This is a genomic window from Streptosporangium sp. NPDC006013, assembly GCF_040614275.1.
In the GTDB taxonomy this organism is placed as follows: Bacteria; Actinomycetota; Actinomycetes; order Streptosporangiales; family Streptosporangiaceae; genus Streptosporangium.
Genome location: NZ_JBEXUE010000326.1, coordinates 1 through 11,487 on the forward strand (window position 1 = coordinate 1; position 11,487 = coordinate 11,487).

7 protein-coding genes are annotated in these 11,487 nt (G+C 74.9%); all 7 read right to left on the reverse strand.

The window, feature by feature from the left end:
* Positions 1-129 precede the first annotated feature (129 nt).
* On the reverse strand, positions 130-2,061 hold the full coding sequence (locus tag ABZ260_RS35575; protein ID WP_355626419.1) for a DUF5682 family protein: 1,932 nt from the start codon (positions 2,059-2,061) through the stop codon (positions 130-132).
* Positions 2,058-3,245, reverse strand: coding sequence for an AAA family ATPase (locus ABZ260_RS35580; RefSeq protein ID WP_355626421.1), 1,188 nt, complete (start codon positions 3,243-3,245; stop codon positions 2,058-2,060). The genes ABZ260_RS35575 and ABZ260_RS35580 overlap by 4 nt, the downstream gene beginning before the upstream one ends.
* 305 nt (positions 3,246-3,550) lie before the next feature.
* On the reverse strand, positions 3,551-8,545 hold the full coding sequence (locus ABZ260_RS35585) for a DNA-binding protein (protein WP_355626423.1): 4,995 nt from the start codon (positions 8,543-8,545) through the stop codon (positions 3,551-3,553).
* Entirely contained in the window at positions 8,542-9,420 is an 879-nt protein-coding gene (locus ABZ260_RS35590; protein ID WP_355626424.1) for a DUF4132 domain-containing protein, read from the reverse strand. Before ABZ260_RS35590 ends, ABZ260_RS35585 begins: the two co-directional genes overlap by 4 nt.
* A gap of 264 nt (positions 9,421-9,684) precedes the next feature.
* A complete protein-coding gene (locus ABZ260_RS35595; RefSeq protein WP_355626426.1) occupies positions 9,685-10,395 on the reverse strand; it encodes an SRPBCC domain-containing protein in 711 nt (236 codons plus the stop codon).
* Positions 10,396-10,440: 45 nt separating this feature from the next.
* Entirely contained in the window at positions 10,441-11,061 is a 621-nt protein-coding gene (locus tag ABZ260_RS35600) for a helix-turn-helix domain-containing protein (RefSeq protein ID WP_355626428.1), read from the reverse strand.
* Positions 11,062-11,215: 154 nt separating this feature from the next.
* Positions 11,216-11,487: RICIN domain-containing protein (locus ABZ260_RS35605; protein WP_355626430.1), on the reverse strand; the 272-nt coding region annotated here is incomplete at its 5' end.

Below are 11,487 nucleotides of genomic sequence, written 5' to 3' on the forward strand. Positions count from 1 at the left end.
CGACATCGCCGTCCACAGCTTGCGGAACGGGGTGTTGGCCAGCACGTGGGGGGGCTTACGTCGCGCGGTGCTCCGGCCAAGGGTGGTCATACCGCCGGAGTTCTTCCCAGCGGAGGACTACCACGAGGCCTATCCGCACGGGTACGTCAGGGCGATCGCGTCCTCGGGCCGGTCACTGCCGGCCAGACCTGGCAGGGACCGTACGGCGGCCTCCAGCAGGGTGCCGAACAGCCCCGCGGCCCGCTCCCGGCTCTCCGGCGTGGTTCCTGGAAGGTGCTCGCGGCGCAGCGCCTCCAGCAGGTCGAGGGCCTCGAGCAGGTCGGGCAGCCCCGCGGTGGCGGGGAGCACGGCGGCGGCGTCCTCGATGCGGTCCGCGACCAGGTCCCGCAGATCGCAGGCGGCCGCGGCCCGCAGTCCGGTGAGAATCGCCGCGCAGGTGGGGCCGCCCTCGGCGGACTCCCCGTGGAAGGTCTCGCGCAGCGTCCCCGCGGCGGCCAGAGCCGCGGTGACACCCCGGATGCCCGCCAGGTCCAGCAGCGCGGCGACCGAGGGGGTCCAGGAGAGCGACCAGCGGGTGGTGAGTGCCGTCGCGTCACCCGTGCCCGCCACCTCGGCCGGCCGGCCGTATCCGGTTCCGCACACCAGCAGGCGTTGCAGCAGGATCTCACGGCGGCGGTCCAGGTCGGAGCGGAGCGGGTCGAGGCGGACCTCGCGGGGACCTGGATCGCCGGGATGGGGCAGCCGCAGCTCCGCCAGTTCGGCCTCGACCGCGGGGCCGAGCCCGGACCGGGGTGTGCCCGGCGCGATCCTGCCGCGCTCGGTGCCGACCAGGACCGTCTCCAGGGCGCGGGCGAGCGCCCGGCCGCGCCCGAGGGGTTCGCCCTGGCCGAGCACCGTCGTCACCGCCTCCAGCAGCTCGCCGCGCCCCGGCGCGGGCAGGCCGCGCAACCGGGCCAGGTCGCAGGCCAGCCGGAGCGTCTCCACGGCCTCGCCGGTGCCCGCCGTGTGCCCGGCGGCGCGCAGCTCGCGGCAGAGCTCGGTGATCGTACGGGCGGCGGCGTCCCTGATCTTCCCGGGATCGCCGCACGCGGCGAGGACCGCCTGCTGCCAGCGCGGGTCACGGATGCCCGCCGGGTAGCCGGATCTGAAGTCGAGCAGGTCGAAGGCGTACGGGACGAGTGATGTGGCGGGCGAGGGGTCCTTGGCCGCCGGCGTGCCGGGGGCGCCGATGTCGCCCCCATGGACCACCTGATCGGGAGCGACCAGGGCGGGGGCGTGGAAAGCACCGATCACGGCGGCGACCCGCCGGCCGCCGGCGACGGCCCCCGCGAGCACCCCGCGCATGTACGCCTCGCGGACCAGGTCACCGGCCGGCACCCCGCCCGAGGCCTCCGCGTCCTGCCGCAGCGCCCAGCCGACGCCCAGCGCCGCTCGGCGTACCGCCTCGGGCGGGCACCCGGGGGCGAGCACCTCGACGGCGCGGTCCCACATGTCGTCCCCCTCCCTGCCCGTGGCCGAGGCGGTGAGGGCATCGGCGAAGGCCCTGACCGGCGGCACCTCCGCCGGGCTCGGCCGGGCGTCCGGCCGAGCCCGGTCGCTCTCCGACCAGCCGGGGTCGGAGAGCGGAAGGTCGCAGCAGAGCACCTCGGCCCCGTGTTCGCGCGCCCAGCGGATGGCGGCCAGCTCCGGCGAGAAGTCGGCGAACGGGTAGAACCCGAGCCGCCCGTCACCGCCCGTCCCGGCGAGGGCGACCGGCGCGAGGGTGGCCGGATCCGCCAGGTGGACCAGCCACGGCTGGAAGTCGGCGGGCAACTCGACGCAGACCACCTCCGCTCCGGCGGCGTCGAGCAGCGCCGGAACCGCCGTCGCCAGCGCGGGGCTGTGGTGGCGCACGCCGAGCAGGTAGGGCCGCGCGGCCCCGGCCAGCGCGTCGACCGCCTCCCGGGGGTGGGGACCGGCCGGCCCCCCGGTGCTGCCCTTCCGTGGGGCCGGGTCCGAGACCTCGGAGCCCTGACCTGTCGTTCCCCGGGCATGCGCGCTCGTCTGCCGATCGCCGGTCAACGCAGGTTCTCCCGCAGGTCCCAGAGGCGGCGCCACATCGCGGAACCGTCCTCGGCGCGGCGTCGCACCGGGCCGTCCCAGTAGCCGAGCAGCCGCGCGTGGTCGGCCGGGTCGTCCTTGCGGACCACGCCGAGCAGGTGGCCGGGCACCAGGTCGAGGACGTCCCCGCCGGGGAGGTAGGCCGCCGCCACCCCGAGGGAGGCCGCCACCTGCACCGCCTCGGCGGTGGACATCACGGTTCCCGGCCGTTCCACGTCCCAGCCCTCGGCCGAGCGGCCGGAGCGCAGGTCCCGGAAGACGGTGACCAGGGCGTCCAGCACGGCGTCGTCGACGCCGAAGGCCGCGCCGGCCCGTCGCACCACGGCGGTGGCCTGTCCGCGCACCAGGGCGGCCTCGGCGGCGGGATCGGCGATGGGGGCGACCGTCTCGAAGTTGAACCGGCGCTTGAGCGCCGCCGACATCTCCGAGACCCCCCGGTCGCGCAGGTTGGCCGTGGCGATCACGGTGAAGCCCGGGGCCGCCGGCGTCAGCGCGTCGGGCGTGCCGGCGAGTTCGGGCACGCTGAGGCGACGGTCGGACAGGATCGACACCAGGGCGTCCTGCACCTCCGGCAGGCAGCGGGTGATCTCCTCGATCCGGGCGACCCGCCCGGATCGCATGGCGGACAGCACCGGGGAGTCGACCAGCGCCTGGCGGCTCGGCCCCTGGGCCAGGAGCAGGGCGTAGTTCCAGCCGTAGCGGAAGGCGTCCTCGGTGGTGCCCGCGGTGCCCTGCACGGTGAGCGCGCTCGTGCCGCAGACGGCGGCCGCGAGAAGCTCGGAGAGCATCGACTTGGCGGTGCCGGGCTCGCCGACCAGCAGCAGGCCGCGCTCACCGGCGAGGGTCACCACGCAGCGTTCCACCAGGGAGCGCTCACCGACGAACTTGGGGGTGATGGCGAGCCGGGCGGGCGGCACGGCGCCACCGTCGCCCTTCGCCTGCCGGGATCCGGGCAGTTCGAGGGTCTCGCCCCCGCTGCCGCAGACGAAGGTGACGACCGCGCGCGGGGTCAGCGCCCAGCCGGGCGGGCGAGGGCCGTCGTCGTGGGCGGCGAGGAAGGCGAGTTCGGTGGCGTGCTGTTCCTCGGCCGGCAGCGTCCGCCGGTTGGGAAGGGCCACGGGGGCCACCGGTTCGGTCATGGTCATCGGGGAGATCTTTCTGTTCGGAGGAATGCCCAATCCGGCCGGGGCGCGCGCGACGAGCCCGCGCCCCGGCCGATCGGGCCTGGTGAAAGCGGATGTTCTCCAAGCGGATGTTCTCCAACGGGGACGGCCCGCGCCCATGGAGGTCCGTGCCCACGGGACGCGAGACCCGCCGTGCGAGCCCCGCGCCCATGGAGAACAAGGCCCGCAAAGAGCGAGCCCCGTACCCACGGAATACGAAACCCGTATCCACCGGAAACAAGACCCGCGAAGAGCGAGCCCTGTACCCACGGAACGCGGGGCCCGCGTCAGCGGCGTCTGCCGCGCCGTACGCGGAGCTCCTCGAAGCGGGGGACGTCGCCGTCGCGGACCCGCTGCCACGCCCTGGCGTAGAGGTCGGCGGCGGGCTCGGCGGGGACGAGCACCCCGAGCACCGCGCTCTCCCCGCTGACCAGGTCGAGCAGGGGGAACTTCCACCGTTCGAGCGGGGCGTTCGGAGCCTTGAGTTCGGCCCAGGCCCCCGGCAGGAAGAGCGAGCGGCCCGCCCGGGTGCGGCTCGCCTCGACGACCAGGTCGGTGGCGGCCAGCTCGGCGCGGGCCGCCTTGAACCGGGCGGGCTTCCAGCCGGTCCACCGGGTGACGTTCTTGTCGGTGGGGTCCGGCATCGCGAGCAGCGCCAGGTAGAGTGCCGCGGCGTCCCGGCCCAGCCCGTACTCCTCCGCGACCTGGGAGAGCAGCGCGGGCACGGAGCGGGAGGGGTCCTGCGGCCACCAGGTGCCGTCGGCCGCGCGCTCTCCCGCCCCGGGGTCTCCGGGGTCGGCGAGGAGCGCCTCGAAACGCGGGTCGCGGGCGGTGCGCAGCGCCAGCTCGGCGGGGAAGGGCCGCTCAGGATCGCCGGTCAGGGCGCGCAGGGCCGGGAGGTAGGGGTCGCTCCCCGCCGCGTCGAGCAGGGCGACGCGCAGCCCCGGGGCGGGCCGGTCGTCATGGGTGGACATGATCACGGCGCCGTAGCGCTCCCAGCCCTCGGCGACCTCGGCGGGGGCTCCGGCAACCTTGCGGAACGCGGGGAGGTCGACGTACTCGCCCAGGTCGAGCATCAGGCCGGGATGGGCGAGCCGCTCCCTGATCGCGGCGAGCACGGCGGGCAGCGCGGCCCGTACAGGATCGCCGGAGGGCAGCCGGTGGGCGAGCCACGCGGTCAGCGCGATCGTGGAGAGCAACGTGAACTGGGTGAATCCGGTCTCGACGCCGTCGGCCGGGGCGACGCGATCGCCCTTCACCCGCCAGCTCAGGTCGTTGCCGAACTCCGGCGCCGAGGCCGGGTCGAGCAGGGCGGGCAGCGCCCGGCTCGGCTCCCACCAGGCGCGGACCGCGCGGGTCGCCTCACCGACGAGCCACTCGGGGACGGCGGCCCGTCGTCCCACCCGGGCGTTCCACACCCTCGCGGCGGCGGCGACGTCGGGCCCCTCGGTCCACAGCTCCGCCGGGCGCTCGGGCAGCAGCGCGCCGACGACCTCCCGCCGGACGTCGGCGTTCAACCGGCGCAGCTCGTCCTTGGCCACGGCGGCGTCGGCCGCCTTCACTCCGAGGGCCGACCGCAGGTCACCGGGCAGGAAGCCGCGCTCGTAGCTGTCCACGTACGGCAACCCCGCGACGACCAGCCGTGCCGTCGTCTCGGTCACCCCGGTGAGCCGCGCGAACTCCTCCGCGCTCTCCGGCCGCCAGGGCGCGGGGCCGCGTCCGGCGAGCTCGGTGAGGAACTCCCCGAGCCAGCCCGCGTGCCTGGCCTCGCCGATCGGGCCCGAGGACCGCACGGTGTAGGGGTGGGGTACGTCGAAGCGGCCCGCCGGGTCGTAGAAGAGCGCGCTGAAGAGGTAGCCGCCGCTGTCGGAGTCGAAGTTCAGGAACGCGATGAGGGCGCCGTCCTCCAGCGGGAGCAGGTTGCGCCAGCGGTTACCGGGCCGTTTGTTCCGCGCGTTGTCGACCCAGGCCCCGTCGAGGCGCAGGAGGAAACGGCGCCACGGGGACGGTTCCGCCGCGGAGCCCAGCCCGAGCGCCTCGAACTCGGAAAGCAGCTCGCGCAGGGCACCCGCCTGCCCGGGATCGAACGCCGACGCCGCGCGGAAGGCGAGCGCGGCCGACCGGTCGAGCAGCGGCTCCCACTCGGTGGAGAGGTGCGCCAGCCTCGGCCCCTCCACGTGGACACGGAGGGTCCGGCCCGAGGGCGTCCGCTGCTCGCGGCCGATCGTCCGGAGCTGCTGGAAGATGCCGTGGGACGTCTCGCGGCGCCCCCAGTAGGAGGTTTCGGCACCGAGGCCGTTGAGTGCGTCGGCGAGCAGCTGGTCGGAGGGGCCTTCCGGCGCTCCTTCCTCCTCCTCGCCTGTGAGACCGGCGGCGAGCCTCGCCGCCGCCGCGTCCAGGGTGGCCCGCTGGGCGGCGGCGAACGCCACCACCCCGGCGATCCCGGCGATCAGCGCGTCATGGGTGACCTGCGGCAGCAGGGAGCGGACCAGGTCGCGCAGCTCCTCCCGCGCCGATCGCGGAGGCTGCCCCGGCTGCCCGGACTGCCCGCCACCGGCAGACCCGGCGGACTCTGCGGACTCGACGGAGAGGGCCGCCTTCAGCAGGGCCGCCGCCGTCTCCCCGTCGATCCGGCGCAGGGCCGACGAGCCCTCCGGGTCGCGGGGCCGCATACGGTGCCAGTGACGAGTCGGCGGCAGCAGGGCGGTGCCCTCCGCGAAGACTCCCGGCCCGCCGTGCAGCGAGGCCGTCGCGACGACGACGCCCTCCGGGTCGACGAGCTTGACCTCCTGGTAGGAGTGGACGACGGCGCACGGCCGGTCGACGCCGGGGAAGACCACCGCACGCGACGGACGGCCGTGCCCGTCGGGGCCGCCGCGCAAGGTGACGGTGTGTCCGGCGAGGTCCTCACCGCGCAGCGACCCGTCGGGCAACTCGACCACCCGCCAGCCGATCAGGCCGTCCGCCTGGACACCGGCCGGGGTGACCTCACCGGAGAGGGCGGGCAGCACCCAGCCACTGCGGAAGGTGCTGCCCGGCGGTGCCGAGCGCAGCGCGTCGGCGAGGAAGCCGGGCATGCTCAGCCTGCCGTCCGCCATGCCCACCGGGTCGTACTCGCGCCAGCTGTCGACGTCGGCGTCCCAGGTCCAGAACGAGGTCCCGTCACCGATCAGGCGACGCTTGCGGGGCACCACGGTGTCGCCCGGATGCAGCACACCGGCACCCGTGGTCCGGCCGCCGCCGGGCAGCGGCAGGGTGACCGTGTCGGAGCCCAGCCTCCACCAGCTGATCTCCCCCTCCATCGGGAGGATCGTCCCGGCGGAGGAGTGCCAGTATCCGCGCAACCCGTCACCATGGGTGCCCCAGTAGACGAGCAGCTCGCCGTCGACGTGATGGAAGCCGGGGTCGCCCCAGGCGTCGTCCGGCGCGGGGCGCAGGTCGTGGACGAGCACGGTGCCCTCGGGGCCGATGACCCTGGCCCGGGAGGGACCGGAGACGATCAGGTTCGGCCAGGCGTCGGCGGTCTCGATCTCGTCCAGGTCCTTCGGGCCGACGAGGTCGGCGACCGCCTCCTCCCAGTCCGGCCAGCCCAGCTCGTCGAGGAGCCCGCCGCGCAGCGTCCTGGCCAGCTCGGCGGCGAGGTCGGCCCGTACCGCCTCGGCGACCTCCTCCCCGGCGAGGACCAGCGCCTCGCCGGGCAGCCAGGTCAACCGGCTGAGGGCGTCGGGCAGCTGCGGCAGCCCGGCGACGGCCGAGCGCCGGGCGACTGCGGCCACCCACTCCGCCAGCATCGTCCGGCCGCCGGGCGAGGCCGCCAGGAGGCGTACGGCCCGGTGTCCGTCGGTGTCGTCGCTGAACGACTCGGCGGCGCGGTGGAACGCGGGCCGGAACCGGAGGTCGGCGGCGAGCGCGAGCAGGTCGCGCCTCTCCTCCCCGCGCGCCCAGGGCTCCAGCAGCAGGCGCGCGCCGTCGTCCGGGTCGGCGACCGGGATGTCCAGTGACAGCAGGAGGTCGACCAGGTCGGGCTCCTGCTTGAACGACACCGTCGCGCCCGTCGAGGCGAGCTCGGCGCGCAGCCGTCCCGCCACGCGCTCGATCAGCGCGTACAGGCTGGGCAGTCGCGGATTTCCCCGCCAGCCGACGTTCCAGATGGCCAGGAACCGCTCAAGCCAGCCCGCCGTGCCGTCGGCGGGACGTTCGCCCTCGGGTACCTCGGCCTCTCCCAGGCCCTCGGCGGCGCCCGACTCCTCCAGGATCTCCAGCCAGAGGGCGGGCATGTCGTCGTCGCCGTTGGCGGGCATCGTGTTCAGCAGCGTCCCGCGGAAGGCGGGCTCTCGCCGGGCGAGGTTCACCAGGGCCTGGCGGTGCGCCTTCCACCAGCCCAGCGCCGCCCCGGAGGTGGCGGGCAGGGCGAGCAGGTCCATGAGGTACGACTGCTCCTCGGCGTCCGCGTCGCGCCCGGCGGCCCTGGCCAGGCGGCGTAGCTCGGTGGCCATCTGCGCGGACGGCGACAGTCCGGCCGCCGTGCGGCGCACGCACAGCCGGTGGACCCTGCGCAGCGCCTCGTCGGCCGGCACCCGGCCCGCCAGCTCCTTCGCGTACGCCGACAGGGCCTTGACCGGCAGGGCTCCCGCGAGCGCGAACTCCAGGAACACCGCGTCGAGGCGGTCCTCGTCGACGGGCAGGCCGTGCTCGGTCTCGGCCCTGCGCGCCTGGGTGAACAGCTGCGCCGCATAGGCGGTGTTCTCCACCGAGAGGAACACCCGGCCCGCCTGTTCGAGGAACGTCGGCAGGAAGTGCGGGACGGCCCCGGCCAGCTGCGTGGCAAGCCGCTGGTAGGCGTCGAGGGCGGCCTTCGGCTTGGACTTCGCCTGCCTGCCCGCGCGGTCCAGCTCCGGCACCAGGGCGAGCGCGTGGTGGCCGTCCCGTGGGTGATGCACGAGCACCCACTCGGGGAATCCGAGCGAGCGCCGCAGGCCCACCCCGACGACGACCGGCTCGCCGTCCGGCTCCAGCCCTAGGAAGCGGGCCGCGGCGTCCTCCGCGGCGCCCAGTTCCTCGGCGACCAGGCGCACCACCACCCGGTCCGCCAGCCCGGGGTGCCGGTAGGCGCGCGCGGTCAGCGGCACCGCCCGCTCACCGCCCCCGCTCGTGCCGGACGGCAGGACCGCCCCGGCCTCCAGCAACTCCCCGGCCATGGCCGCGCCCGTGACTCCGGTCCGCTCCGGCTCCCCGGACGGCTGAGCCTCCGGGGTGCCCGGCGACGACATGGTGTGGCTCACGCGTTCGTTCCCTTCTCGACGTCGCGGCCGGCGTACAGCGCCGCGGCCATGCGCATTCCCTCCGACCAGGCCACCGGGCCGACCTCCCGCGACGGCAGCCGCCTGCCCTCCCGGTCGTGCCAGGTCAGGTTGCCCGTCTCGGTCTCGCCGTCCCAGTAGGGCTCCCCGATCCAGACGGCGGCCTCGGCGCTCCGCCCCGCGTCGCGCACCACACAGGTGGCGTAGCCACCGGAAACGCGGTAGCCGAGCGAGGTCGCGCGGGCGGCGAGACCGAACCGGGAGGCGAACCTTCCCCCGGCGAACTCCTTCACCTCCGCGGCCTTCTCCCCGGGCTTTCCCGGCTCCGCGGGATCGACCGGCCTGCCCCAGGTCGCCCGGTGGATCTGCTCGACGCGCTGGGTCACGCCCAGCTCCGCGGCGAACTCCCTCAGCTCCTCCAGATCCGGCAGCAGCACCGGATGCGGCAGGGTCACCGTCTCCGGGGACAACCGGACGGTCTCGCCGTCCAGGTTCACAATCCGCAGTTCGCCGGAGTCCGTGACGTCCCGCAGGAAACCCACCTCGTCGTCGCCGACCACCACCAGGTCGCGCAGCACCGACCGCCACGCCTCGTCCGGCCACACCCGGGCCACCAACTCGGTGGGAACGGGCAGGGATGACACCATCCAGGCGTCCACCCGCGCCAGGCAGGCGGCCTCGTGCCGGTCGAGCCACTCGGCCAGGCGGCGCAGCCGCTCGACCTCGGGATGCTCGCGAACCTGTTTGGGCAGCGACTTCAGCCGCCGTCCCGCCGCACGGCCGGAGGTGGCCCTCGCCGCCACCCGGCCCTCCACAAGAGCGACCTCATACCCGTCGCCCGCCGCCAGCCAGCCCAAGGGATCCCGCCTCTCACCACGCACGGATTGCCGACGTTCGCGGGGATCTCCGCACCCGCGACCGTGATGCGCGGAACGCTAACGCCCCTGACCGACAAACCCGTAACCCGGCGGGCATGGTCCGGGCCAGAACGGCTCCGGCGTCGGACGGCCCATGCCGAAGACGGCCTGGCAGGCGGGGTCCGGGCCGGGTGCCGCTCATTCGCCCCGGAGGCGAGGGGCCGCGCCACGACCACGGTCTGTGCGCCACCGGGGGTTCACCCGCTAGAGCGGCCGGAAGTTCCGCCCCCACCAGGCGTTCCAGCGAGACTCCAGATCGGCGAACGCCGCGTCGTCGAGGCCGTAGGCGGTGAGCACCATCGTCGCGGCGCCGCCCGGGTTGACGTGCGAGGGCGGGCTCTGGGCCGCGACCAGCAGGCCGTCGCCCCAGCCCTCGACGGTGAGACCGACCTGGTTGGCCGAGCGGAACCGGACCTCACCGCGCAGCGTCTCGCCGGTGGGTCCCGACAGCTCGTACGGGCTCGCGGGGGGCAACTCGGCCACGGCTGCGAGACCGGCGGCCTCGAGCACCGGTGTGGCCGCCGCGCCGGAGAGGAAGACGGTGCGCCGGTCGGCGCCCGGGTGCCGCTCCAGGGCGAAGGCGAGCTGGTGGACGAAGGTGATCCAGCCCTCGGTGACGTCGTCGTAGTAGGCGTCCCAGTCCGGGTCGCCACCGCGCGGGGCCCGGGTGATCCGCAGGCGCGTCCGGCCGCCGAGGTCGGTCAGCTCGAACAGGTCACCGCCCTGGACCTCCAGCCGGTGTTCGGCCGCCGACTCGACGACATCCTGGTGGTAGATGACCTCGATCTCCTTGTCGAGGCCGTCGAAGTGCCAGCCATGCCAGCGCCGGATCCGCTCGGGATCGCGCAGCGCGCCCCAAACGTCCTCGACCGGAGCGGCGATGGTGACCTCGACGAAGAACGGCTTCTCTGTCATCGAATACCTCCAGCGGGGGAACGAACCTTGGTCACGACGAGAGGATCAGCCGCCGGTTCCTCTCGGGCCGGGGGCCGGGTGCCCGCCGACGACGAGACGGTAGGGCCGCCCTCCGGGGGCGTCGAAGCGGGCGGCGACCTGGGAGACGGCCTCGGCGAGCATGTCGGTGAAGTCGTGCACGTCGCCGGGCTCGGCGAAGCGCACCCGCGCCTCGACGGTGAACGTCAGCAGCCGGACGCCCTGCCGGTCGGCGGCGGCCGCCATGCGGGTGACCTCGCGCACGGTGCCTGCGGCCACCTCGACGAGATGCTCGGCGGCGTACCTGTCGGCGACGCGGCGGAACCCCTCGTCGAACTCGGCGGTCTCGGCGACCTCGGTGGCCGGGGCGAGCACGCCGGGGTCGACGAGGAAGGCGTTGGCGGTGACACGCATGACGCGCTCGACGAAGCCGCGCCGCGGACGCTCCTCCACCAGCTCGACCAGCCCGGCTTCCTCCAGCACCTTGATGTGATAGCCGACCCGCTGGCGCGGCAGGTCGAACTCGGCCGCGAGCCGGACCGCCGAGGCGGGCTCGCGCAGGCGGTCGAGGAGCCGGCGGCGGATCGGGGTGAGCGCCACGCGCAGGCGGTCGGGCTCGTCCATGAGCGTCATCTCGGTCGCGGACATGCCCCGATGGAACCATTGGACAAATTAATCTGTCAATTTTGGCACTGCCGACCGGCCTCCGCGAAAGGACCATCCGGGCACTCGCCCGCGAGCGGCCGGGGCGACTCCCGCGAGCCCTCTCACACGAGTCACCCGAGCCGGGACGGGAGCCCGTTCAGCCCTCCCGTACGGGACCTGCCAGCCTCAGCGTCCAGCGGCGCGAGGGGTGCGCGTCGCAGTCGTACTGCAACGCCGTCACGTTGTTGTCGGTGCTCACCCCACCCGCGATGGTCAGACACTTCCCCGTCTGCACGTTCGTCAGCATCAGGGTGTTGGCGGCCGCGGCGCTCACCGGGCGCGGAGGCCTCTCGGTATTCGCCGCGGCGCGGGCGCCGGATGCCGCCCCGGGCCCGCCCCCGACGGCGGGCCGCGCCGCGGAGGCGGGAA